This is a genomic window from Humiphilus diazotrophicus, assembly GCF_059726315.1.
Genome location: NZ_AP040870.1, coordinates 3215947 through 3241304 on the forward strand (window position 1 = coordinate 3215947; position 25358 = coordinate 3241304).

Sequence of the window (25358 nt, forward strand, 5' to 3'; positions counted from 1 at the left end):
GAGACTCGTTCGCACTAATTTGCCTTTTCAATTCGGCCTTTACTGCACACTGCATGCACAGTGAATCAACTTCTCCTCCAGAGCCGAAAATGACTTCTGACCTTCGGAGCGGAGCGCCCGTTCAAAGCGCAGGAGGTCCAATGGAAAATTTGCTTACTCTCGGAAACGAGGCATCTGCGCTTTTTCCTTGCGTTTGTGTTCTCTGGAGGACTGCAAGCACTCCAGAGAACACCCCTTGAGAGGCGAGCAGTTGGTTGATTTTCGCCAACTGCTCACGGTCCCGATAAAGTTCCCGATAACGAACTTTCACGCCCCCCAAAGATGCGCTTGAGGATGCGAAGAGGCATCCTACTTTTGCTTACACTTGCAGCCTCATCCGATTTCCTAGCGAAGTTTCACCTTGCAAGCTGCATTATTGGCATCGGGAAACGCTAAGAACACCAAGGTTCTTGGCTGGAGCACTACGTTTCGTGCAGACCGTTTACCCACCAGCGGGGAAATGGAGTCATCTGCCGTAAGGCTGAGGCCTTTCCCATTGAGACTTACCATACTTGCTTCGAGATCAGAGGCCGACAGGACATACTCTTCAGCCGAAGCGTCACTGTCAATATTTATCGCGGCTTTACCGGCGTTGATTGCAAGCAGTGTTACTCCACCATTCTTTTCAGGCAGACAATGTGCATAGAGGTGCACGTCGGGACTTGGACTTGACCCAGCATCCAATACCGTGGTCCCCATTAGGCGATGCCAAAGAAGAGCTGCCCAATAGTCGGGACGAGGCTGGAAGGTGTTTTCATCTATCAACCCATAATCGCTTGCAGCTAAAGTGTTATGGGCAACTACCTGAACACCATGTTTTGCAAGTGTGCCGAGTTCGTTGAGATAACGGAACGTGTCTCTAAAAGTAGAAGCCCACCGATCTCCACCACACGCTGCTTCTCCCGTTTCAGTTACCCAAATCGGCTTGTTGGGCATGTAACGATCCCGAAGGCCGGTATAGAAGGCGTTTACACGTTCCGGAATGTCGAGAAAGTTGGGCGAGAGTGCTTCATCCGGAGAAACGCCTCCGCCCAAAAAGCTGCTGCAACGCGACGAAAGGGCGTTGTAAAAGTGATACGAGTAGACATCAAATACGGAGCCTGTCGCCTGTAGCAGTTTCTCGCTCGGGATACGTTTCATCGAAGCAGTCTCCTTCCAGCCCATCCCTTCACCTTCACCTCCAGGGCCAAGGAACACGGTTTTAGGCGAACTCCGACGAAGCCAGGTACTAAATATTTCAATGTCTTGTGCAAAGTTGGCAGGCGCATATCCAGAAGGGACCCCGCCACCACGGAGAGCAAGCGTTGGCTCGTTCATGAATTCGGTAGCCGCAATATTGCCGCCCACCGACTTTGTATAGGCGAAGAACTGCTCCGCCTGTTCAGAAGTCCACACTCCATTCTTATCGCGAGTACCTCCACTCGTGGCAACCGATGTCATAAGTTCTGCGTTCGCCGCTTTTGAAAACTCCACGACACCCTTCCATTCGGAACGAGTGAGTACACCGTTGAAGCCCGAAGGAGGTGTGGTGGGTACGGGAGAATCGGAATCGTGGAAGTATGTTGCATTTCTCCAGGTGCCACTTACACGAACATATGCTGGACTAAGTGCTAATGCCAGGTTCCGTATGCGGCGATTACTGAGGTCGATAGGAGGACGATACTGGAATAGGTCAGCCGATAGCCCTCCGGCTCCTTCTTGATTCGGGTTCGCAGAAATCCCTTTGCTCTGCGAGTACGGTTTCCAGAATCGTCCTCCAGTTACTTCGACCATTTCGATGTTGTAGCTCTGGAATCGGGGATCGACAGTCGCTATTTGAGGAAAAGCAGATGGATGGACATGTTTGCTATCGCTCGCCGATTGTGCCATAAGGCCTGGGGCTAGCGCGAATAGTGCCAGAATCGTAGAGATATAAGGTGCTTTACAACTCGATTTATTTGACATGACGTATCTCTCAAAATTGGTTATTGAAACCTGTGTAAGAGTGGCTCTTTATCCGCAAAATTACTGTTACCTTATCTAACCTATTTGGACATAGTGCCGCGTGATAAACCCATATCCCAATAGAAAGGTCCGACCTCCTAGGCGAACGTAGAGACACAAGTACCGGATCATGGAAAGACCGCGAGAGAAGGGACTTCTCATTTCCAGCTCTCACGGTCTGGCGCTCTAGAACTGCATACGCAACGCAAACTGGATTTCTCTCGGTGTATAGCCGTTTGTAATCTGAGTTAGCTGTCCGAAATTTGGCCCATGAAGAATATTTGCAGGAGTAGCAAAGTTGGCAGTATTGGTCAGATTAAAACACTCTGTCCTGAACTGCATCGTCATTTCCCGAGGAAGCTGAAAATTTTTAAAGAGAGATACATCCACGTGCCGGCTATGTGGTCCGTAATATTGATTCCTGCGCTCATTTCCGAGTTCTCCTTTTGCTTGTGAGGCGAAGGCATCTGTATTGAAGAACCTGTGAACACCCTTGTTAGAGAGATTCGGGTTTCCTATAACGTTAGTGCGGTCGGCCGAGCTGGCTCCGGGATTTGTATTGCTCACATCTGTGGCATTCAGAATCGTATAGGGAAGACCTGTGCCCCAAATTTCCATAACATTAAACTGCCATCCTTTTTCTAGGATCCGCCGTGCTCCTGTTGCGGTTTTTCCAAATGGCAATTCATACATAACGGTTGTTACAAGGTGCTGACGGACATCGAAGGTACTGTTGCCATAATCGAGAGTACCTGACTTGCTTACCACGGTGCCAAATCCCGAAGAATCTCTGCTCCAGGGTCTGGCGTTGTCAAGACCGTGAGCCAGAGTGTAGTGAAAGTTGACGTTTAGGCCGTATTTGGAGGAATGCGAGTAAGCCGTCTGTAATGCGTTGTAAGAGGAACTTCCGCCCGAAGCAATAAAGGCAACGGTCGTCAAATTCGGATCGATCGAGTAATACGGTCGGAGGGTATTTGGGTTGGAGGATGTATTAGGAGGTGGCGCATTCAAATCTGGGAACTGTTGGGTTAAATGCCTGCCGAGCGAGCCGACATAGGAGACTTGAATAGAATCAAACTTGCCAAAAGAACGATCAATCCCCAGGTTGAATTGTTCCAGGTATATATTCTTGAGATGCAGGGCGCGCATGTTTGACAGGTTTCCCGTCGGATTGGAATAGTCGGGAGTCGTCGGCATCGGCAGCCCGGCGGCAAGTGTTGTATATCCATTCGGACAGGTGGAAGAAGAACATACTCCAAAAGTAGAGATCAGGCTCGAGCTGCCACCCGACGCCAGGGTAGATACCATACCAAATCCGCCGTGAATGGATGTTTCACCATCGGGCGTCCAGTTAAACCCTATACGAGGCATGAAACTTGAGTAATCGGTATTCACATTAGCAGTTTTTGATGCTCCATTCTTGCCTGCAATATCGATCTTGCCCGTCTCGGAATTGAAGTTTATGAGTTGATCCTTGATCTCCGTTGGTGCTGTATAGACGTCGTAGCGAACACCATAGGTTATCGTCAGACTATGTATGGCATTCCATTCGTCTTGGACGAACACAGAAGGCTCCCAAGTCCGATTATGTGGTTGAGCCAGGCTTAAGATACGTTGTACTGAAGTGAACTCACCCTTCAGAAGGCTGGGGAGATTCATAACCGTCCAGGAGCCTAAGCCATACGAACTACTCTCGTTGTTATATTGCCGACGAATTAAACCTCCGCCTATGGATAAGTTATGCCTGCCGCGGGTCCAGCTCAGCATTCCCTTATAAGAGAAGGTGTTATCAAGCTGATTTAACGGGCGAGAGTAACCGCCGTTGCCCAATGAAGAAGCAGATACTACATTGACTGGAGCAAGCCCATTTGAACTGGCTGCGACATTGACTCCAGGCTGCCCGAAGATTTGATTCACCGGATACTTTGGGTTCAGATCAGTGTCTATTTCATTCCAAAGCGTATATCCAGCCTTTAGATCCAGGAGCAGATTGGGATTAAACGTATGGGTATAGCTGAGAACACCATTCATCGACATATCCAGTGTGCTCCCGGCGAAGGTATAAAGTTGGCCACCAGGATGAATCGTTATTCCATCTTCGGTCACATCCGGGAAGGCGCTTGGAACTCCAATTGTGCTGCGGTTATAGCTGAATCGAGAGAAGAAGCTATCCTTTGGAGAGAATCGATGATCGATGCGCAGGTCGCCGGTATGGGAGAAATTCGATCCGCTTGGTGCGGTTACATAAGCATTCGAACCGGAGTTCGGAAGAGGATAAAGCTTAAAATATTGCAGTCCCACACTGTCAAGAGAAGTCAGCTTCTGACCGCCAACATCGGTAAAATCACCGGGGTTGTCGTGTTCATATTTTGTAGGCACAGTTAGCAAAGCTGGAGGACGTCCCTGAATGAGGCGGAAGCCCTCATAGTCTGCAAAAAAAGTTGTTTTGTCTTTCCACAGAGGGCCGCCAATGCTGCCGCCAAACTGATTCTGTCGCACTTCCGGCTTTCGTGTGTGGGCTCCGAAAAGATAGGGATACGCATCCAGAGCATCGTTGCGAAAATACTCATAAACGGTTCCGTGATACTTTTTGGTGCCCGACTTCGTGGTTATATTGATTACCCCACCTCCAGCTCTTCCCTGGGTAGCGGAATAGGCGCTTCCTACGACCTGCATTCCGGCAATAGCATCGACCGAAGGATGGACGGCAATTAACGAGTTGATGCGTTCGTTATTATCGATGCCATCGATCATGTTGTTGTTGAGCGTTTCCAGTTGCCCGCCAACTGAGATCGAGGAGGATGAGTGCTGAGCTCCCGGCTTTGCGTCCGAACTACTGCCGTTCATATTGCCTTCGTTAGCTCCGGTTGAGAGCTGCGCCAGATTTACGAAGTTTCTCTGGTTCTCAGGAATATCGTTTAGCACTTTGCCTACGAGCGATGTTCCTGCCCGTGAAGTTACGCTGCCGGTTTCTCCTTCGAGCAATTCCGAAGAGAGTCCGTGCTGCATTTTCACAGTAGCCTTGGCTTGGTCTCCAGCAACCAGGGGCAGCTTCGAGATGAAGAAAGCTTTATACCCTTCCTCGGTAACCAGGAGCTTGTACTCTCCGGGAGAAAGGCCTTTGATCAGGAATTGACCGGCGGTGTCGCTGAGAATCTGGAATTTCTGATGTGTTTCTAGATTTTCCACCAGGATTGTTGCTTTCGATAATGGGGATCCTTCGGGCGTGAGAACTTGCCCGGCAATTGTGGAAGTAATCGTCTGACTCTCCCTGGCCTCAGATCCGGCATAGCTAAAATTTGGTGATCCAAAAAGTGAACATGCAAGCACGAGAGAACAGGTGCGAGAGAGTCGCAGTTCAATCTTGTGCTTCAAAGAGGAGTTGCGCCAATTTGTCGGTCCATCGCTCATTGGCAGGTGTGGTCCTTTCTTTTTTCAATGCTGAAGTTTCCTTGGGAAACTCATAGAGTTGGTTCTCCGCTTCTTGAGACAAGCTGACCTTTGAACATCTTCATGTCATCGATAAAGCGAGGGATGGAATGCTCCTTCCCCGAGCGTAAGAACCTTAGTTTTCAGAGAGGACGACACGGAATGTTGTGAACCGTACTGTACGCGTATTACCCAATAATTTCATAGAGATACGACTCATTTTCCCAGTTCGTATGTCACGTACAGTACGCCCCTGCGCGCCGGAAATTCTAATCTCACACTTGAAACGGCCCTTATCCAGACCTCGACAAAGAAACAAATGAAATCGTGATTGCTATCCGAATTGATCCTTCGTTTGCAGCAGAGGGCGAAGGACGAGGAGGATGCCGTGAATTGATCCACTGTGATTTTTCAGGTTAGCTTTCAAGCCTTACAAGGTTTGCTCACTCGCAACCGCATCTCTTTTTCCGGTAGATGAAATCAGAATGGATGCTTGTCTCGGACGAGATGTGGAGGAGCTTTTCCGCGGAGTGATATCCTTCATTTATTCGTTGTTCTTCACATAAGATTTACTATGACAGTTGTCGCTGAGGCCGGAAAACACGAGTGGGTTTTACTGACGGACTGCGATGATTCTCTTAAAGCTGCAATCCTGGCAGAGACTCAATATATTCTTTCTCACCCCAGTTTTCGGAACAGTCGCCGTTGCGTGACGTTGTTCAAGTATTTGATGGAGTGTCTCGTTAAGGGAGATCAGGAAAGTCTCAAGGAACGGGTTCTGGGGGTAGCCGTCTTTGGACGGGATCCTAGTTACGATTCGAATTCCGACCCGATCGTACGTATTACTGCGAATGAAATACGAAAAAGGCTGGCTCAATGCTACCAGGAAGAACGCCAGAGCAGGATTCGCATCCATCTCCTTCCCGGCTCCTATTCACCACAAATTGAGATTATAAAGAGCGACGTCGAGACTCCTCCTGTCGAACCTTTACCGCAATATTCCGAGAAACCGGCGGAAGATAAAGAAACAGGAACAGGAATAAAGCCAGATTCACACATCATCTTTGGCAGGAAAGCAAAATCAATTTTCTTTTTGTCCATCCTTGGATTGGGCCTACTGTCAGCGGGCTTTATCGCCTGGCTTTCTCGCGGTCCGCACTTTCGCTCAACACAGGAACTCATTTGGGCACCGTTGCTGCACACGACCAGTGAACCGCTCTTAATGTGCGTGAGCGACATCCGTGATGATCCGGATACAGATCACAACAACTGGGCCGCGATGGATGCAAATATCATAGCTACTCACACGACTCCTGCTCTCAAATTGAAGGACAAGCGTGTCCCGGCAATGTCCGTAGTAGATGCAAAGGTCGCAGCAGGATTGATGGTTGCGATAGCCGCACAGCGGCATAACGCCATCATGAGAGGTTCCTCCACCGTAACTTTGACAGACCTCAGGCAAACCCCCGATGTTGTCATCGGAGCGTTTGATAATCCCTGGTCTTTGATCCTGCTTTCGCGGCTGCGCTTTCATGTCATGGTCGATCCTGTAACTCAGGATGAATGGATCGAAGATTCGCAAAACCCCGGACGAAAGGAGTGGCGTGGGAACGGGAAATTACAATTTGCAGATTCGTCCGTTGATTATGCTCTCATCAGTCGTTACCACAGTCCTGACACGGGGAAATGGATTCTTGCCGTAGGCGGCTTAGGCATGCATGGGACGGAGGCTGCTGGCGAATTACTTACTTCTCCTGTTTGGATTAACACCATTCCGAAAAACCTAATTGACAAGGAAAATAACTTTCAGATTGTCGTCAAGACAACTGTAATTAATGGAAACGTCGGTCCGCCGCAAATCATCGCCCAATATTCCTGGTAAGCATCAGTCGATAAGTATCAATCGAGTGCCGCCTTTATCTCTGTACGTGTAGGATTGCAGCACTCGTGGTGAGACGCTCGATCAATATGCTGATCACGATTGCTCCATTCCCCTAAACCGAAGTTCCAGCTTAGAAAAGGAGCAAAGGGAGAGATAAGCACCTTACTGATAAGTGAGATAAGCAGAGTATGTCTTTGTTGATTACATGAAAATGTACCCATGTAATATCAAAAGAATCGCTTGACGTCGTGCTGTTAATGATGCATATTGCTGGCCATGTACATCGACGTCGTGCCCAACCGCAACTCTCCTCCAGCCGTACTGCTGCGGCAGGCCGTTCGCGAAGGCAAGAAGATTCGCAAGGTTACCCTGGCCAACCTTTCCGACTGGCCGCAGGAGCAGATCGATAGTCTGCGCTTGGTACTCAAGGGCGAGTCGATGATCCCGCTCAACGGAGCCTTCACCATCAACCGCTCCTTACCTCATGGTCACGTTGCTGCTGCTTTGGGCACTCTGCGTCAGCTAGGACTGGAGCGCCTGGTGTGTCGAGAGTCTTGTCGGGAACGCGATCTGGTTGTAGCCATGATCGTGGCTAGGATCCTTGAGCCAGCTTCGAAGTTGGCTACCGTACGGGGCTTGGAAGCCGAGACCGCCTCCAGCAGCTTAGGGGCCTGTCTGGGGCTGGGATCTGTGAGCGAAGAGGAACTGTATCGCGCCATGGACTGGTTGTTCGAGCGCCAGGAGTCGATTGAAAAGCAACTGGCCAAGCGCCATCTGCAGCAAGGCTGTTTAGTGCTCTACGATGTAACCTCCACGTATTTTGAGGGTCGGCATTGTCCACTTGCACAGTATGGTCATTCCCGCGATGAGCGTTCAGGCAACTTGCAAATTGTCTTCGGTCTGCTGACCGATCAAGACGGACGGCCCCTTGCAGTGGAAGTCTTTGAGGGCAACACGGCCGATCCGAAGACCGTTGCCGTTCAAGTGGAAAAGTTACGCACCCGCTTTGATCTGCAACAGGTCATCCTGGTGGGCGATCGAGGCATGTTGACCAGCGCCCGCATCGAACAGGATTTGCGCAACTCCGGACTGGATTGGATCACCGCCTTGCGTAGCGTACAGATTCGCAGTCTGGTGGATTCTGGATGCCTGCAGCTGTCTTTGTTTGACCAGCAAGACTTCGCTGAGATCTCTCATCCCGACTACGCCGGAGAGCGACTCATCGCTTGTCGTAACCCTTTATTGGCCGAAGAACGCTCGCGCAAACGTCAGGAGCTTTTAGCTGCCACAGAAAAGCGGCTGGAGCAGATTGTTGCCGCCAGCAAACGCAACAGACGTCCCCTACGAGGTAAGGAGAAGATCGGCATCGCTATTGGAAAAGCTCTGGGCCGATACAAAATGGGCAAGCATTTTCAGTTCACCGTCGAGGAGACCCGTTTCACCTATCGACGTAACTTAGACAGCATTGCTCAAGAAGCGGCCCTGGACGGCATCTATGTGCTTCGCACCAGCGTTGCCCAGCAGCAGCTCTCCGCAGAACAGACGGTGCGCAACTATAAGCGTCTGTCGGTGGTGGAACGAACCTTTCGTAGCTTGAAGAGTGTTGATCTGAAGGTGCGGCCGATTCACCATCACTTGGCTAACCGCGTTCGGGCTCATGTCCTGTTATGCTTGCTGGCGGCCTATGTCGAATGGCATCTCAAACAAGCTCTCGCCTCCTTGCTATTTACCGACGAAGAGCCTCAAGCAGGGGAGGCTCTTCGTCCTTCCGTCGTAGCTCCAGCTCATCGTTCCCCAGCGGCTCTGGAAAAGCGGCAAAACCATCGCTCCGCTGACGGCCTTGCTGTCCATAGCTTCTCCACGCTACTCGAAGACTTGGCTACTCTGACTCTCAATCAAGTCTCTGTTACCGACCATTCCATGCAAATGATCTCTACACCTACGCCGCTGCAACGCCGCGCCTTTGAACTGCTCGGCGTTGCCCCTGCTTTCTAAACTGTACCCAGACCCCGATTCGCTCTCTGCACTTATCCCTCTGAATTCGCACACCTTTTCGTCCTTAAGGATGTGGAACTTCGGCCTAAATGTCTATCGAGCACGCTTTGAAGCAGCTGTGCGCGCTTTTTCGCTTTCACACCTGACTATCGAAGACGATGGTTGGATATTGCCTTCTCACGAATCAGAGCATTGAGGGCAACCAGTGTCAGCGATAAACGAAAAGTGATGGGGCACGCCTACAACTCAGGAGTCCTGGTCCTGGGGACTCAAGCTCGGCTTTGCACTGGACTGCGCTCTTGCAAGTATCCGCACATTGAGAAGCACCGCAGATAATCCTAGACAAACAGTCAAGACATAGAGTCCAACACCAGGTCTGACCTGCAAGGATTGAGCTGCAAGATGCCCAAGTTCTCTGGCCATCCCGGCAAAAGGATTATTTGAGAGTGTCCCCGAATCAGCCTCGAACTGCGCACGGAACCATTCATGCAAAGCTGTATTCGCAACCGTGAGATGAACGATAGTAAGAATAGCCAGCACCGCACCTAAAGAGGCACACAGTTTGGCAATGACTACTTTGATTGAAGTCAAACAACTCAGAAGGACCACAAGTACACAGGCAAAGCTCGCCAGGATTTCAGCAGGAACATACGATAGAGCCTGAACTATGAATGGCATAGGATGGGTCACAGCTCTATTGGGAATACGCGGCGCAGATTCATCCAATTCTGGACGGACCTTTCCCAAGTCCGTGGATTTGGCTCCATTCAACGCATGAGTAAGCTGTTTTGCTCTCGTTACAAGGTCATATCCGCTCACATCCTGCTTGCCTAGAATCGGCAACTGGATAGTCACCAGCGGCAGAAAAAAAGTTAGAAGTGCCGCAATCAATAGAGAACCAATCCCCCATCGTTCTGATTTCTGCAGTGTGTCCATCTTGCCCTTGCCTGTAATGAAAGTTACGGCCAAGTATAGCCGCTTAGAAGCGGGCACAAGCTATCAGTAATCGATCGGAATGCAATTTTTGCGCCACTGCTACGTTTAAATTGCTACTACAACTGCGTCCAGAAGGTGACCAGAAGAATCAAATTCCTCTCAACAAAGAAGCAACCATCTCGGCATCCGCCAGGATGATTGAACCCAGGAGTTTTGTCGTAGGTGTGACAATTTCCGGACTCGTGCATCTATTTAAGTGAGGTTGGAGGTACGTTGAGGGCTCTAAATGTAGTTCAGTCCTGGGGAAAGATTCTTCGCGGTCATACCCCTATTCTGTCCATTGAAGTTACACGCGAATGTCCGCTAAGCTGTCCCGGCTGTTACGCCTACGGCTCCGATCATCTCGGAGGGGAAGTCACCTTACGGGAGCTCAGCGATAAACGCGGAGATGATCTGGTTAAGGGTGTTCTAGAGCTGGTCGATAGCCATAAGCCGCTCCAGGTAACACTCGTGGGCGGAGAGCCACTGGTACGGCATCGAGAGCTAAGCCAGATTCTTCCAGCCCTTAGCAAGCGCGGAATCTACACCATGGTAGTAACCAGCGGCATCATTCCGATCCCGACTGAGTGGATGAACTATCCGGGATTAACGGTGGCTGTCTCGGTTGACGGTCTTCCGGAGCATCACAATATCCGTCGTAAACCGGCAACCTATGAACGCATCCTCAAAAATCTTGAGGGACGGAAGGTCAATATTCATTGGACCATCACAGCTCCCATGCTTTCCCGCCCCAGTTACATGGAAGAATATGTCCAGTTCTGGAGCCAGCAATCCGTGGTTCGCAATATCTGGGTCAGTCTTTACTCTCCGCAGCAAGGAGAGACTAGTCAGGAACGGCTGAACCCAGAACAGCGCGAATACATTGCTACCGAACTTCCTCGCCTGCGGGCAATCTATCCAAAGCTTCTCACTCCGGAAGGCTACGCTCAGGCGCTGCTACACCCTCCAGCATCCCCGGCAAAATGTACCTTTTCAAAAATGTCGAAGAACTATTCCGCTGATTTGAGGACTCACGTAGAACCTTGTGTTTTCGGGGGAAATCCGGACTGCAGCCAATGCGGTTGCTCCGTCAGCGCAGCCCTTCATTGGATCAGCGAATATAAACTTGTTGGGCCACTCAGGATCAAGCATGCTCTGCTTCCATCTATGGCCGTAGGAAGCCTTATGGCGAAGTTGCAGAATGTAGATCTACCCTCCTGGCGCGCCCGGCAGGAAGGTTCCTGGAAAGAGGACCGCCAAGATCTGGTCCAGATTTCAATGGACTGAGGAGCTATTCAGGATTGAAGAGCAGGCAGAAGAAACAGCAAAGGGGAACGCTTGGGTTCCCCTTAGATAATTAGTGTTGTGTTTCCGGTTGAAACTCCGCCATTACACGTTTAATGAACGGCCGGGGAGGGATTATTTCTCTGCATGAGCTGCACCAGAGCCTTTTCCGGGCACACGTGGTGCATTTCTATCTCTTCCAGCTCTTTCTCATCAAGAATGGCCGACCCCACCGTCATAAAGCAGTAGAGACATCTGGTGTTAAAACTCCCATTTTCATTCTGGGTCCGGCTATACATAATGCCCATCGTATCCACCGCCCAAGAAGGCAAATGTGATAGACGTCACAATTTCCGGTGATGAACCGCGTAGCGAGGCCTATAGTGGGGAATTGGCATAACTTGGCGTTTCCGGAATTAGGGTGTGCCCCTAGGAATGAATGAAGATCTTGTACAACTCAGCTCAAAAAACGATGCTCACTCCTGCTATTGAATTCCTCGTCCTCTTTCTTTTCCTGCCTCTGGCATATCGTTTCTCGCCTGTCTTTCTATCTCCGCTCCCGATCTTATGGGCAGTAGCAATCTACAGCTATTTCCAGCTGCGCAAAGAGAAGGGCTACTCTTTCTCCAAGACCTGGAATTCTGCTTCCATCTCTGGCCAACTTCCTTCCGTCCTGCTGCCGTTTCTTTGTTTTGTATTCATCACAGCATTTGCCGTGTGGAAGGTTATGCCCCAGGATCTATTCGGTCTTGCAAGAAATAAGACCTGGCTTTGGGCTCTGATCGTGCTGCTCTACCCCATATTGTCTGTCTTCCCGCAAAGTCTGATTTATAGGGCTTTCTTGATGGAGAGATACAAAAAACTCTTTCCGTCTTCCACAACACTTATCATGATCAGTGCTTTGGCGTTTTCATTCATGCATATCATCTTCCGCAATCCGATTGCGGTGATCCTGACGTTTCTGGGTGGGTTACTTTTCGCCTGGAGATATCACCGTACCGGCTCGTTAGCTGTCTCCACTCTGGAGCATGCTCTTTATGGATGTGCGCTCTTCACCATAGGACTTGGTGAGTACTTCTATCATGGGCGCATCAGGCTTTAGGCAGAACGGTAAGCAGGCGGGAGAGGGGTTACAGAAAGGGAAGAGTGTTGTTGAAGAAGAGGTAACACCTTCTTCCGACCTGGTCTGACCGGAAGAAGGAGTTATTCCAATTGCGGTTTTCGAACGGCTAAAGCAATTCCAGTAATGCCGGAATTGCTCCAGGTAAGCCTAATTACTCTTCAACCACTCTCTAAGTTTTGGACCTTGGGCAGCACGCAGATCAATGCAGTCGTTGATCTGGTCCTGCACTCGGTTCAGCGCTCGCTCAGCCGCAGGGACTTTATGAGCATTGAAGAAGCTCACTACTTGATCCCGCACATCGGCACGGCAGAAGCTGGAAGCAGATTCAATCAAACCCGCCCCCATCCAGGGAGTCATCTGAGCTTTGACCTTATCCCAATTCTGTTGCACATACTCCCATGTTTGCTGCTGAGACTCTGGATGCCCAAGAAGCGCAGCTACTAAATGGAGAGCATCCTGATTTCGAACTTTGCCACTCACGGCATAGTCCAAAGTCCGCTTTACTAACGCCGGATCGTAAAAATACGTCAAGGCGTACATCGTACGAGAGGCAATCTCCGGAACTGAAGCTGTTTGGCTGGTCTTCAAGAGCATGTCATAAAGTGCCGGATCTTCGGTCTCTGCCGCCACGATAAGAGCACCTCTGGCGAGAGTGGGTTCAACACTGCCGGGATCGGCAAGGAATTTTTCTGCCAGCTGTTTTGCTTGTGCAATTGTGGCAGGATCTTTTCCTGCATTTCCCACAAGACCAAATAGCGAAGCACGCAACTCGGTCTTCTGCGGCTCCTCGCCTTGCACTGGCGAACCTAGCGAGGCCAGGATGGGAGCAAAGTTCTTGCGAATCCAGGCTGAGAGTTGTTCTCTTTCTTCTTTACTTTCCGCAATCCGGGTGCGCGTAAAATTCACGCTGCCAATCACGCTGTCTATCAGTTCTGAGCTGGAATCCGTCTTTACAGCAGAGGCAAGATCGAGAAAGCTCCCGATATCGAGTTTGCCTGCACGTGTGAGAGCCCATTGATTGCCAACCAAGTTGATGCGCTCTTCGGGATTCAGATCTGTTTCCACATGCGGCATCAATGCCTTGTAGCTCTCCGGAGGTAAGGAGAATCTGTAATATCCCTTTCCTCCTGCATTAGCAAAGAAAACTGGAGAGTTAGGAACAGCAATGCTCTGCTGCTTTTCGCTAACCACCTGACATTCCGATTGTCCGGTAGCGGATTTGAAACACACAGGAAGAGTCCAAGTCTGGCTTGCCGCAGCGGGCGGCTGCAAGCTCAAGAAAAATCTCTGTTGCGATACCTGAACTTTTCCGTCTTGTGGAGTGGAGAAGCTAAGAATCGGTTCTCCTGGTTGAATCACCAGGCTGGACATAATCTTGTCCACAGGTTTCTGGCTCGTTTGCGTCAGCGTGTTCCAGAAATCCTCTGCCGTGGCATTGCCGTACATATGCGCTGCCAGATAATCGTGAACGCCCTTACGGAAGGCCTCTTTCCCGAGATAGTTCTCCACCATCAGCAAAACGGCCCCGGCCTTGCCATAGCTGATCCCGTCGAACATTTCATTGATCTGACTCGGTGTATCAGCCGTCGCACGAATTGTACGAGTTTTCCGTTGTGCATCCAGATTCAGAGTTCTATTCAATCCGCCAGCGATATCTTCGGGGATCGTCCATTCGGGCTTCCACGCATCGACTGGCTTATTCTCCATCCAGGTAGCAAAACCTTCATTCAGCCATACATTGTCCCACCACTGCATGGTGACCATATCGCCAAACCATTGGTGCGCCATCTCATGTGCGACAACAGAGGCCACCATAGCTTTGTTCGCGGCTGAAGCTGTCTTTTCGTCGATCAAGAGATCGGTCTCACGATAGGTGATTGCTCCGAAGTTTTCCATTGCACCAGCTTCGAAATCCGGAATAGCAATCATGTCGAGCTTGGGCATCGGGTACTTGATACCGAAGTATTCGTTGTAATAGTGCAGGATGTACTCTGCCGAAGTAACAGCGAACTTGCCCATCTGTACCTTGTCCGGAGTCGCACAGGAGCGGATCGGTACACCATCGCTCTCACCCGATACGCACTGGAAATCTCCCACCAGAAAGGCCACCAGATAAGTGGACATTTTGGGAGTGGTAGCAAACTTCAAAGTATGTTTGCCTGCAACCGGACCCGGGGTATCGGAAAGAGCATTCGTATTCGATATCGCTGTATCGCCCTTATCCACGGTCAGACTGATATCGAAAGTTGCTTTGTATGCCGGCTCATCGAAAGAGGGAAAGGCACGACGCGCATCCGTCGGCTCAAATTGAGTAACGGCATAATCCCGCTTGGCTGTCTTTGAAAGATAGAAACCACGCAGTTCGTTGTTCAAGATGCCGGTATATTGGATCTCCAGCGTCACAGAACCTGCGGGAAGATTGCTCGGGAAGGTGAAGGTAGCCTGCTCCTTCTTGGCATCGGTGCTGACATTTGCAACGAGTGTCTTGCCGCTTGCTTTTGCCGTTACCTTGCCGAATTGGATCTCTGCGGCATTAAGCGTAATCGCGTTGGTCGGCTGCTCAAGCAGCACATCGATCGATTCCTGTCCGGAAAAATTCTTCTGTTTGATATCCGGAGAGAGCGCTAGCTTGTAATGCTGAGGTCTTACGCCTTGCGGCAGACGTTGCGCCATCAACGTGACAGGAAGAACAGCAGGAAAAAGAGCTACAGCAAAAAACGATAGGAAGTGTTTCCCAAACATTCAATTTCCTTTTAAGGGAGATAACAGCATCGATTTGCTTATGCCGTCCCAAGAACACATCTCAATACGGGGTTGCCATAAGGATCGGGACACTTCATTTGGAGGAATGTCCCGTGAAGCATCTTGCTGAACCATAGCAAAAGCGTAAAGGCTATCGCAACGATCCTTCCCGAAGAAGAGCAGCTACATTCGTTGTGGAGAGGGTTCATCCCGCCTTTAGAGACAGAATTAGTACCAAAAAGGAATGGCTGGCGAGAATTGCCAGCCATTCGCAAAATTAGAGAAGAAAAGCGCATTACATGGAAGCTGCACGCAACGACCGGCCACTGATTTCAGCAGCACGAGCTTCTGCGTAGGCTGCAGCTCCAAGGAGAGCGGCACGGCTTTCGAGAATGATTCGTACCGGTGTCTGTACCAGCAGATCGCTCAAACGGCCCTTATCGACAAATGCCTTCATAAAGGTGCCGTCCTTCATCTTCGTGAGAAGACGAGGAGCAATTCCGCCGCCAAGATACATTCCGCCAATAGCCAGAACCTTCAACGCAAGATTTCCGGCTTCCGCGCCATATGAAGAGACGAACATGTCGAGGGTCCGGACACAAAGCTCATTCGTTCCCGCCAGGCCCAATTCGCTGATCACGGCGTTCGGATCTTCCACCTTCATCCGCTCCGCCAATTCACGAGTCTCTTCCAGCTTTTTCACATCGCGAAGGAAGTGATAGATGTTCGTCAGGCCCATACCGGAGACAATGCGCTCGAAGCTCACACGTCCCTTCAGTTGTACCCGCAGATAACGCAACAGCTCAATCTCGTCGTCGGTACGGGGTGCAAAATCGCAGTGTCCACCTTCGGACGCTACCGGGACATGTCTCTTGCCATCCCAAATCAGCGCAGCTTCGCCCAAACCGGTTCCAGCAGAGACCAACCCACGATTTCCGACCTGGGAAGGATCTCCCTCGCTCAAAACGTACAGCTGATCGGGTCCAAGCTCGGGAATGCCGTAGCCGTTGGCTTCGAGATCGTTGATCAGGAATAGATGCTCGATCCCGAGTTCACGGGAAAGGAGCCTGGAGTCCAGGACCCAGGGCAAATTCGTGAGCTTCAGGCGTCCATCGCGAACCGGTCCAGGTACTCCGAAACACGCAGCGGCAATTTCGTCTTTCGTGCCGCCGCTGCTGAGGAATTGGCGCACAATCTGCTCCAACCCCGAATATTGTTTTGCCGGGAATATTTCGTCCCGAACATACTCTAGACGCCCTTTTGCGAAACCATATAGCGCCAGATGAACTTTTGTTCCGCCTACATCACCAGCAAGAATCATCGTACGATTTCCACTCTCCCAAATCCCTCTGCATTTGGTGCCGGCAGCTTGGCAGCGGCGGCACGATCCAGAAATAATGTTAACTTGCCCGTTGCGGGCTGGATGAGCTGGGATGGCAATGTCTCCGGATCTTTTGGTCCGAAGATCACTCTTTCAAGCACATCTGCCTTGTCAGCACCGGCAACCAAGAAGAATACATCGGACGCCTGATTGATAACCGGCCATGTGAGAGTAATTCTCCAGGAATTCTTGTTTGAGACGTGATTTGCCGTCACAATCCTGCCAAGCTCATTGATTGCTTCCGAATGAGGGAAGAGAGAGGCGGTGTGTCCGTCGTCACCCATTCCCAACTCAATCACGTCGAATCGTGGGCTTTCTGCGCCTTCGAGACGGAAGGTGTTTCGAATAACCGACTCATAACGTGAGGCCGCCGCCTCCGGCTCCAGTTCGCCTTCCATGCGAAAGACCTGATCGGAAGGTATTGGCACTTTATCGAGAAGCGCCTCTCTGGTCATACGGTAATTGCTATCCGGATGATCCGGTGGAACCGCACGCTCGTCCACCCAGTACAGGTTGAGGGCACTCCAGGGTATCTGGTCACGATATGGATAAGAGGGATCCGCTAACAACGTAAACAATGCCTTGGGCGTATTTCCCCCGGAAATGGCAATGCGAGCTTTTCCACGCTTTTCAACTGCTGCAAGAATCTGGCTCAACAAGTGGTCGGCTACCCGTTGGCTCAACGCAACGCCATCGGCTACGACGTAGTTTGCTTCCGTAATCTTCGACATCTCGGTTCTTATGCCTTCCAGACCTACAGCGCCTTCCGCTTGCTGTGCAGAGAATTACGCATCCGACGAGGATCAAATCCTGGCACAAAACACGCTGTCTACCGCCACAGCAACCTAAAGCACAATGGCCAAAGTACTAGAAATTTTCCTGCAAGATTAAAGGCCCCAGAATCCAGCGAGATCTGGGGCCTCATGACTTAAAGACGGCGCCACTTGCGGCCATCGGCTTTTAGCAACTCGTCACCGCAGTTCGGACCCCAGGTACCAGCAGCGTAATTCGGAAAGACCTCAGGCTTTTTGTTGGCCCAAGCTTCCAGAACGGGGGTGTACAGAGCCCAGGTTGTCTCTACGCCATCGCGATGGGAGAAGAGTGTCTGATCACCCAACATGGCATCAAGAAGGAGCCGCTCATAGCCATTGGCGGAAGATTTGCCAAAGGCATTCTCGTAGTTGAAATCCATCAGCACCGGGCAGACCGACATATCCGGATTCGGCACCTTCGCCCCAAAGCGCAGCGAGATACCTTCATTCGGCTGAATCCGCATGGTGATCAGATTAGGCTGAATCTCACTGCACGGACCGGCCGTATTCTCCTGGTTAAAGAGCAGCATCGGTGGCTGCTTAAACTGGATCGTAATCTCGGTGGCACGCTTCGCCAGCCGTTTCCCCGCACGCAAGTAGAAGGGAACTCCGGCCCAACGCCAGTTATCCAACTGCAAACGCACCGCAGCGTAGGTTTCTGTCCCGGAGTTCGGATCTACACGATCTTCCTCCCGATATCCCTTCACCTGTGCGCCATCCACCGTGCCAGGGCCATACTGTCCTCGTACCACGCTCTTGATAGGAATCTCAGGAATGGACTTCCAGACCTTCAGCTTCTCCTGCCGGACAGCTTCAGCCGCAAAGGAAACAGGAGGCTCCATGGCAACGAAGGAGAGCAGCTCCATTACGTGGTTTTGAACTACGTCTCTCAGTGCCCCAGCCTTTTCATAGAAAGGCCCACGGCCCTCGATGCCAATACTCTCGGCAGCGGTGATCTGCACGTGATCGATATAGTTCCGATTCCAGATCGGCTCAAAGATTCCGTTGGCAAAGCGGAAGACCAGGATATTCTGGACCGTCTCTTTGCCAAGGTAGTGATCGATACGAAAGATCTGCTTTTCGTCGAAGACTGCGTTTACATGAGCATTCAGTTCCTTGGCTGAGGCCAGATCATGCCCAAAGGGCTTTTCGATGATGGCTCGCACCGCTCCATGCTCGGGCTTCACCATTCCCTGGGCACCGAGTTGCTCCACGATATCGGTGAAGTACTCCGGAGCTGTCGCTAAATAAAAGAGCCTGTTACCGAGAGTGCCGTGTTCCTTGTCGATCTTTTCAAGAAGAGTCTTCAAGCTTTTATAGCCGGAAGGATCATCGAAGTTCATCGCGTGATAGCTGATCTTCTTGATAAAGTCCGCGAGCTTGGTATCATCGCGAACCTCGCCGCCATATTTGAGGATGCCGTCCTTCATATCGGCGGCAAACTCATCCTGAAGCGGGCGGCGAGCTACACCGACAATCTGTAGCTCTTTCGGCAACAATCCGGATTCGGACAAATGAAAGAGCGCAGGGAGTAACTTGCGCTTGGTAAGGTCGCCAGATGCTCCGAAAATCACAATAATCGTGGGCTCGGGAATCCGCTCATTTCCCGTCGAAGCTTTCTTGACATCTTCGGGGGAGACCTTCATTTCCATAGTAGCCATGGGCTTCTGTAACCTCCTTCACGCAATTCAGCGTGGATAGCAACAGGCGCATGCAGGGAAGATGCGCCTGTCCGTACGATTACTTCTTGATGGCGTGTCCACCGAAGGCGTTACGCATAATCGCGAGCATACGATCGGTAAAATTGTTTTCTTCGCGGGAACGGATGCGACGAATCAGCGATTCGGTAATAACTGGAGCAGAAACATTCAAATCGATTGCTTCGAAGACGGTCCAGCGGCCTTCCCCTGAATCCGCCACATAAGCCTGCAACCCCTCGAGGTCGGGATTCTGCTTTAAGGCTTCCGCCGTTAAGTCCAGCAGCCAGGAACGGACAACGCTTCCATGTCTCCAGATCTCGGCAATTTGCGCCAGATCGAGATTAAGCGGCTCTTTCTTCTCCATGATGGTGAAGCCCTCGGCGAAGGCCTGCATCATGCCGTACTCAATGCCGTTGTGAACCATCTTGACGAAGTGCCCGGCGCCCGCAGGACCAACATGTCCCCAGCCCTTGTCCTTAGCAGGAGCCAAAGCTTCGAAGATAGGGCTCAGACGCTCGACGGGTTCCTTATCGCCGCCGATCATCATGCTGTAGCCTTCCTTCAGCCCCCAAACTCCACCGGAAGTGCCGACATCCACATAATTGAAACCCTTGGCCGTTACCTCACCGTGACGGCGAATTGTGTCCTTGTAATTAGAATTACCGCCATCGATGATGGTGTCGCCCTTAGACAGAAGAGACTCGAGTTGTGCGATCGTCTGGTCGACAGGATCTCCCGAAGGAACCATCATCCAAATGGCTCTTGGGGCATCGAGATTCTTCACCATGTCAGCCAGAGAGCTGGCTCCAACGGACCCCGCGTCGCTTAACTTCTTTACGGCTTCGGGACTAAAGTCAAAACCCACGACCTTGTGTCCTGCCAGGCGCAGACGCTCCGCCATGTTTCCGCCCATTTTGCCCAGGCCAATTATTCCTAGCTGCATAATTTCGTCTTTCCTCCGGTCCTTCTTAGTTCTTTTCTAGTGCGGAATCCTTTAAAGCGCATACGCTCTTTGGGGTTCGTTACAGAGATTCCACTACGCTACAAATACACCGAATTTCCCTACTCGTGTGTAAACCTCATCCTGCTCAAAATGAATCGGCTCAATCACGCCACTCTCTTCGGCAGCAGGCATCGTTTCTAGTTCTGATGCTGAAAGGCTTTCAAAGATGCGAAGGAGCACACCAGGAAGAGCTTGTACCTCCCTAACCCCGGCATCGTGTTGTAAAACTGAAATCCGTAGATCGGAATTGCCTACGGCTTTGGGACTGCGCTCTCTGCAATGAAAATCAGCCGTCAGCAACGAGTCGCCGACGCTCTGCAGGATTGTTGCAATCTCGCCCATAAAGAAGATTCTTTAAAACCTGTTACACAAGGGGATTTGGAACAAGGTTAAAAATGCGTTCAGGGCATCTTCCGCAATACTGTGTACTTTCCGACGATGCGAGAGTACGAGCTTAACTGTTCTTTAAACCGTATCGGGCGCGCCAGCGGCATGACGAAGGGAGGACAACTAAATGCCTAGGTTGCGGTAACCGGACTAACAATAGAGTTCCAATAATGCTTGTCAGGATACCTTACTGCCAACCTTCCTTATCCCATTCTTCCAACCAACACCAAGTCGGAAGAATGGGATAAACCCTACCAATCGTGCAGCCAGCAAAATGAAACACCGCAACTTTGTTTAGTGCTTCATGTTGCGCTCTTCTATCGCTCTAACCTTATTCAACCGGCGCACAAAGCGCTCTTCTGTAATAGCAAACTTCGCTTCCAGATACGTTTTGACAAGATCAAAGGCTAAAGCCGGTCCGATGATGCGCGCACCCAGAACCAATGCATTCATATCATCGTGTTCAACACCTTGATGAGCTGAATAGGTATCGTGGCACATCGCAGCACGTACACCCGGCATCTTGTTGGCCGCAATGCAGACTCCTACTCCGCTTCCGCAGATAAGGATGCCGCGCTCGGCCCGTCCAGCTTCCAGTGCTTTGCCTACGGCTTCGGCAAAATCCGGATAATCGGAGGGCTCACTGTTGTAAGCCCCCAAATCCAGAACTTCATGTCCTAACCGTTCTACATAACCGCGCAATTCTTCCTTCAGAGCAAATCCGGCATGATCACCGGCAATCGCGATCTTCATTCGTTATTTCCCCGCCAGTGCGGCTTCGCCTTTGCGCGCCTTTTCAATTAACTGCTGTGCCCGGCTTACGATGTTCTTGACACTATAGCCAAGCTCTTCCAGAGCACGAGTTCCAGGAGCAGAAGCTCCAAAGCGCTCCAGACCAATTACATCACCGTGTTTTCCGACGAAACGCCACCAGCCGAGAGGCGATCCAGCTTCAACTGCCAGCGTCGGCAGGTAGTCGGGGAAGATCTCCTGCTGGTATTTCTCATCCTGTTCGAGGAAGATCTTCCAGCTCGGCATCGACACCACACGAGCTTTCACACCCTGACCAGCCAATTCCTTTGCTGCATTCAAAACAGGCCAGAGCTCTGCGCCGGTAGCAACCATTAAAACATCCGGAGATTCACCGCCCTGCTCCACGATATAAGCACCATGCTTAACGCCCTCGTAGACGTTGATCTTGGTAGCGTCCAGGATAGGCAGGTCCTGACGAGACAGAGCCATGAAAGATCCATGCTTCCGCTCTAGAGCAAGACGCCATACAGCGGCAGTCTCGTTCGCATCCGCCGGACGGAAGTCGGTAATCTCAGGCACGGCACGTAGCGCCATCAAATGCTCGATGGGCTGGTGAGTCGGTCCGTCTTCACCGAGTCCGATGGAATCATGTGTAAAGACGAAGATGGAATGCACCTTCATTAGTGCAGCCATACGCAGTGCGGGCTTGCAGTAATCGCTGAAAACGAAGAAGGTCGAGCCAAACGGAATCAATCCGCCATGCGCGGCCATGCCATTCACAATGGCGCACATTCCGAATTCACGAACTCCAAAAAAGATGTTCCGTCCTGCCGGATCGATGTGGAAATTTCCACCGTCCTTGAAGATCGTCTTGGTAGAAGCTGTCAGGTCGGCAGCTCCGCCGATCAGCTCAGGAATAGCGGAGGCAACGGCTTCCATCACCTTGCCACCTGCGGTACGGGTAGCTACTGGCTTGCCATCAGCCGGGAAGATGGGCAGAGCCTTCTCCCAACCGTCAGCCAGCTTACCGGCCTGCGTACGCTCAAATTCAGCAGCCAACTCCGGATATTGCTGTTTGTACTTGGCGAAGAGCTCATTCCACGTAGATTCGGACTTCTTGCCCTTTTCTACAGACTCCAGCCAGTTCTTGCGAGCATCCTCTGGAACGTAGAAGGACTTGTCTTCCGGCCAGCCAAGATTTTTCTTGGTCGCCTTCACTGCATCGGCGCCCAGCGGCTCGCCGTGGGCCTTATTGGTACCGGCCTTAGGGCTACCGTAGCCGATGATAGTGCGAACGGCAATGATCGAGGGCTTATCCGTAACAGCCTTAGCTGCCTCGATAGCCTTTGAAATCTTCTCCAGATCGTTACCATCGTCGACGTACTGAACGTGCCAGTGATAGGCCTCAAAGCGCTTCAGGGCATCTTCCGTATAGCTCAGCTCGGTAGGTCCATCGAGGGAGATCAGGTTGTCGTCATAGAGATAGATCAGCTTGCCCAAGCCCAGGGTACCGGCCAACGAAGCTGTCTCATGCGAAATACCTTCCATCAGATCTCCATCGGAGACGATGGCATAAGTGTAGTGATCCACAAGATCGAGGCCCGGCTTGTTGTAACGGGCCGCCAAATGCCTCTCGGCAAGAGCCAAACCGACACCCATGGCAAATCCTTGGCCCAAAGGACCAGTCGTCACTTCGATGCCATCGGTTTCGCCATATTCCGGGTGACCTGGGGTAATCGATCCCCATTGCCGGAATTGCTGCAAATCTTCGAGAGAGATTTTGTAACCGGTTAAGTGAAGAACAGAATAGAGCAGCGCCGAAGCATGTCCGTTTGAAAGGACAAAGCGGTCGCGATTGGCCCATTTTGAGTTTGCGGGACTGTGCTGCATGTACTTATGGAAGAGTAGATACGCGATCGGGGCGCATCCTAAAGGCGCACCCGGATGGCCGCTCTTCGCCTTCTCTACAGCATCAACCGCTAAAAATCGCAGTGCATTAATGGACAACTGGTCCAGTTCGCTCATGTGCTCTCATCACCCTTGTTTGTTATTCACTACCATGTCTGGGACTTGCCAGAACCAGCAAGCCACTCCTGCCAGCATTCAGTTCTGCCCAGCGTCTCTCAACTTTGAGATGTCCGGAAATTGTCTTCGGGTTCTTGTCTTCCTAATCCGGAGAGCTAAATTTACGGGATTTCCAGCCAGGCATCTTCCAACCACTAGAGAGAGTAAATGAAAATCGATTAAGTTTGGGGTCCGATGGAAATATCCAAGACCCGCATCGCATTGGAAATCTCGGATTTCGAAGGCCCGGAGATTCAATTTTCGGCTGCATCGATGATTCGATAAACATTGCCGAAGATCATCAATGCCACTTGCAGAGTAGCACCGGACACAAACTTTCGCGTAATAACCCAATGTGAATTGTTCCCGGGTAATTGGTTAGTCCAATTCTGCACCCTCACAGTACCTGCGAATTGGTATCAGGGTCGGGATGGAAAGCTACTTCGCTCATGGCATGTTGAATCTCCCGATTCTTCATGAAGTACTCCCATACAAAACCAGTGCGTAAGTTTTCCGCCATGAGCACACTGATTCCCTGATCGATCCCCAGGATGTCCTCGGCAACCCACCCTGTCTTCGGATTGAAGGCGTCTACAAAGCCATAGCGGGTCCAGACCCGGTCACCCATCTTCTTGCGCATGCTCAGGAGCACATGTGAGCACTCGGCGGGCAGAAATGGCAGCGAACCGGCAACGGCACAGGGCACAACAGTCCCATCGATCGGGCCCATAGCCGGAGGTCCGCCCCAAACACGGTAACCTTGGCGGGAATCGCTGGCACTGATACCCCATAGATCCTGATCGATCCAGTTGTATTTTTGTCCCAAGGTCAGGCAAAAGAGCTGATGTGCCCGTGTGGCAGCAATCGAATTCGTAAAGTAATTCGCGTATCGATCACGCTGGTCCCGATAATCACACCAGGCATGAGGATATTGATGGATAAAAAGCGGGGCTACACCGCTGATGTACTCAATCCCCCCATATTGGACAAAGGGACGTTGCAGCGCACTCCATGTCTTTGCAGGAATGGGATGAGTTGGAGAGCCGATAGCCATCAGATACATGGTCATCAGCTCGGAATAAATATCCCAGCGATGCTGCAGAAAACCCTGTTCCGGAAGCCAGCCCATCGACAAGGTTTCGCCGCCATTGAGCATCCACTCCCAGTCGATACGCCTGTAAAACGTGGTCGCCAGTGCGGCAATACGGCTATTGCCTGCGAAATACTGACGGCAGTGTAATACGCCACATAACAATAATGCCGTATCGATGGATGACAACTCCGACCCAAAGACACGCTGACCGCTTTCCATGTCAATGAAGTGATAAAGAAATCCGTGTTCGTGGGGACAATCTTCCAGAAGGAAGGCTAAGGTTCGCTCCACGCGCTGTTCGCAATCGCTCGGACGCAGATAATTGCGCTTAGCAGCAATACAAAGGGAGCTCAGACCAAAACCCGTTGCCGCAATGCTTGCAACACGGGTTACCGAACGTCCCCGGGCTGAAGCGCGGTCACGCATCAGCCCTGTCTTAGGACTCGATTCCAGGTAAAACAGGTCGCAACCCCGCCCCTCCATGTCCTCCAGGAGGTTTTCCGCCTCGGTCGAAACCTGGGTTAACGGTCGGTTGATGAAGACGCCTGGCGGATGCGAATAATTTTGTGCCGCCTGGCTTTCGGTCTTGGGCGCCTCCCCGGGCTTTACCGGAGGCACTTGCTGCTGATTCTGGAACCCTGATGCCAGTCCTACGGCCGGAGCCCCAAGAGCTGCCGCACTGGCCATCCCCGCCCGCCTCAGAAGTTGTCTAC

Annotated in this window: 16 protein-coding genes; 4 read left to right on the forward strand and 12 right to left on the reverse strand. The window is 51.3% G+C overall.

Annotation, left to right across the window (positions count from 1 at the left end; translation table 11 throughout):
* Nucleotides 1–384: 384 nt before the first annotated feature.
* Both AC6I7T_RS13865 and AC6I7T_RS13870 read right to left on the reverse strand, forming a co-directional pair.
* Entirely contained in the window at nucleotides 385–1983 is a 1599-nt protein-coding gene (locus tag AC6I7T_RS13865; protein ID WP_497794070.1) for a glycosyl hydrolase family 79 N-terminal domain-containing protein, read from the reverse strand.
* Between the two features lie 225 nt (nucleotides 1984–2208).
* Nucleotides 2209–5433 (reverse strand): TonB-dependent receptor, encoded by a 3225-nt coding sequence (locus AC6I7T_RS13870; RefSeq protein ID WP_497794071.1) that lies wholly within the window; start codon nucleotides 5431–5433, stop codon nucleotides 2209–2211.
* A 592-nt stretch (nucleotides 5434–6025) separates the two neighbouring features.
* On the opposite strand from AC6I7T_RS13870, the gene AC6I7T_RS13875 reads away from it, so the two are divergent.
* Together AC6I7T_RS13875 and AC6I7T_RS13880 are read left to right on the forward strand one after the other, a co-directional pair.
* On the forward strand, nucleotides 6026–7333 hold the full coding sequence (locus AC6I7T_RS13875; protein ID WP_497794072.1) for a hypothetical protein: 1308 nt from the start codon (nucleotides 6026–6028) through the stop codon (nucleotides 7331–7333).
* Nucleotides 7334–7609: 276 nt separating this feature from the next.
* Nucleotides 7610–9328: an IS1634 family transposase gene (locus AC6I7T_RS13880; RefSeq protein WP_497788306.1), complete on the forward strand. Its 1719-nt coding sequence runs from the start codon at nucleotides 7610–7612 to the stop codon at nucleotides 9326–9328.
* A gap of 246 nt (nucleotides 9329–9574) precedes the next feature.
* Here the strand turns inward: AC6I7T_RS13880 and AC6I7T_RS13885 are convergent, their stop codons facing one another.
* Entirely contained in the window at nucleotides 9575–10264 is a 690-nt protein-coding gene (locus AC6I7T_RS13885; RefSeq protein ID WP_497794073.1) for a hypothetical protein, read from the reverse strand.
* Nucleotides 10265–10537: 273 nt separating this feature from the next.
* Here AC6I7T_RS13885 and AC6I7T_RS13890 point away from each other — a divergent pair, with 273 nt between their 5' ends.
* Both AC6I7T_RS13890 and AC6I7T_RS13895 read left to right on the forward strand, forming a co-directional pair.
* Entirely contained in the window at nucleotides 10538–11590 is a 1053-nt protein-coding gene (locus AC6I7T_RS13890) for a radical SAM protein (RefSeq protein WP_497794074.1), read from the forward strand.
* Nucleotides 11591–12026: 436 nt separating this feature from the next.
* Nucleotides 12027–12689 carry a CPBP family intramembrane glutamic endopeptidase gene (locus AC6I7T_RS13895; protein ID WP_497794076.1) on the forward strand — a complete coding sequence of 221 codons (663 nt, stop codon included), beginning with the start codon at nucleotides 12027–12029 and terminating at the stop codon, nucleotides 12687–12689.
* A gap of 168 nt (nucleotides 12690–12857) precedes the next feature.
* Here the strand turns inward: AC6I7T_RS13895 and AC6I7T_RS13900 are convergent, their stop codons facing one another.
* From AC6I7T_RS13900 to AC6I7T_RS13940, 9 genes are all read right to left on the reverse strand, one after another.
* Nucleotides 12858–15452 (reverse strand): M1 family metallopeptidase, encoded by a 2595-nt coding sequence (locus AC6I7T_RS13900; protein WP_497794077.1) that lies wholly within the window; start codon nucleotides 15450–15452, stop codon nucleotides 12858–12860.
* A gap of 295 nt (nucleotides 15453–15747) precedes the next feature.
* Nucleotides 15748–16773, reverse strand: coding sequence for a glucokinase (gene glk / locus AC6I7T_RS13905; RefSeq protein WP_497794078.1), 1026 nt, complete (start codon nucleotides 16771–16773; stop codon nucleotides 15748–15750).
* Entirely contained in the window at nucleotides 16770–17564 is a 795-nt protein-coding gene (gene pgl / locus AC6I7T_RS13910) for a 6-phosphogluconolactonase (protein ID WP_497794079.1), read from the reverse strand. The genes glk and pgl overlap by 4 nt, the downstream gene beginning before the upstream one ends.
* A 197-nt stretch (nucleotides 17565–17761) precedes the next feature.
* Nucleotides 17762–19306, reverse strand: coding sequence for a glucose-6-phosphate dehydrogenase (zwf, locus tag AC6I7T_RS13915; protein WP_497794080.1), 1545 nt, complete (start codon nucleotides 19304–19306; stop codon nucleotides 17762–17764).
* 79 nt (nucleotides 19307–19385) lie between these two features.
* Entirely contained in the window at nucleotides 19386–20288 is a 903-nt protein-coding gene (gnd, locus tag AC6I7T_RS13920) for a phosphogluconate dehydrogenase (NAD(+)-dependent, decarboxylating) (protein ID WP_497794081.1), read from the reverse strand.
* Nucleotides 20289–20381: 93 nt separating this feature from the next.
* Nucleotides 20382–20690: a hypothetical protein gene (locus tag AC6I7T_RS13925; protein ID WP_497794082.1), complete on the reverse strand. Its 309-nt coding sequence runs from the start codon at nucleotides 20688–20690 to the stop codon at nucleotides 20382–20384.
* A 339-nt stretch (nucleotides 20691–21029) separates the two neighbouring features.
* A complete protein-coding gene (gene rpiB, locus AC6I7T_RS13930) occupies nucleotides 21030–21488 on the reverse strand; it encodes a ribose 5-phosphate isomerase B (RefSeq protein WP_497794083.1) in 459 nt (152 codons plus the stop codon).
* A 3-nt stretch (nucleotides 21489–21491) separates the two neighbouring features.
* Nucleotides 21492–23513, reverse strand: a complete 2022-nt coding sequence (gene tkt, locus AC6I7T_RS13935; protein WP_497794084.1) for a transketolase — start codon at nucleotides 23511–23513, stop codon at nucleotides 21492–21494.
* Nucleotides 23514–23949: 436 nt separating this feature from the next.
* Nucleotides 23950–25332, reverse strand: coding sequence for a glucoamylase family protein (locus AC6I7T_RS13940; protein ID WP_497794085.1), 1383 nt, complete (start codon nucleotides 25330–25332; stop codon nucleotides 23950–23952).
* Nucleotides 25333–25358: the final 26 nt, after the last annotated feature.

What these genes read in the sequence shown, in the direction of transcription:
- AC6I7T_RS13925 (WP_497794082.1), bottom strand. Translation starts at nt 20,690, where the DNA reads ATGGGCGAGATTGCAACAATCCTGCAGAGCGTCGGCGACTCGTTGCTG.
- AC6I7T_RS13870 (WP_497794071.1), bottom strand. Translation starts at nt 5,433, where the DNA reads ATGAGCGATGGACCGACAAATTGGCGCAACTCCTCTTTGAAGCACAAG.
- AC6I7T_RS13865 (WP_497794070.1), bottom strand. Translation starts at nt 1,983, where the DNA reads ATGTCAAATAAATCGAGTTGTAAAGCACCTTATATCTCTACGATTCTG.
- tkt (WP_497794084.1), bottom strand. Translation starts at nt 23,513, where the DNA reads ATGAGCGAACTGGACCAGTTGTCCATTAATGCACTGCGATTTTTAGCG.
- AC6I7T_RS13900 (WP_497794077.1), bottom strand. Translation starts at nt 15,452, where the DNA reads ATGTTTGGGAAACACTTCCTATCGTTTTTTGCTGTAGCTCTTTTTCCT.
- AC6I7T_RS13875 (WP_497794072.1), top strand. Translation starts at nt 6,026, where the DNA reads ATGACAGTTGTCGCTGAGGCCGGAAAACACGAGTGGGTTTTACTGACG.
- rpiB (WP_497794083.1), bottom strand. Translation starts at nt 21,488, where the DNA reads ATGAAGATCGCGATTGCCGGTGATCATGCCGGATTTGCTCTGAAGGAA.
- AC6I7T_RS13885 (WP_497794073.1), bottom strand. Translation starts at nt 10,264, where the DNA reads ATGGACACACTGCAGAAATCAGAACGATGGGGGATTGGTTCTCTATTG.
- AC6I7T_RS13895 (WP_497794076.1), top strand. Translation starts at nt 12,027, where the DNA reads ATGAAGATCTTGTACAACTCAGCTCAAAAAACGATGCTCACTCCTGCT.
- AC6I7T_RS13880 (WP_497788306.1), top strand. Translation starts at nt 7,610, where the DNA reads ATGTACATCGACGTCGTGCCCAACCGCAACTCTCCTCCAGCCGTACTG.
- zwf (WP_497794080.1), bottom strand. Translation starts at nt 19,306, where the DNA reads ATGGCTACTATGGAAATGAAGGTCTCCCCCGAAGATGTCAAGAAAGCT.
- AC6I7T_RS13940 (WP_497794085.1), bottom strand. Translation starts at nt 25,332, where the DNA reads ATGGCCAGTGCGGCAGCTCTTGGGGCTCCGGCCGTAGGACTGGCATCA.
- gnd (WP_497794081.1), bottom strand. Translation starts at nt 20,288, where the DNA reads ATGCAGCTAGGAATAATTGGCCTGGGCAAAATGGGCGGAAACATGGCG.
- glk (WP_497794078.1), bottom strand. Translation starts at nt 16,773, where the DNA reads ATGATTCTTGCTGGTGATGTAGGCGGAACAAAAGTTCATCTGGCGCTA.
- pgl (WP_497794079.1), bottom strand. Translation starts at nt 17,564, where the DNA reads ATGTCGAAGATTACGGAAGCAAACTACGTCGTAGCCGATGGCGTTGCG.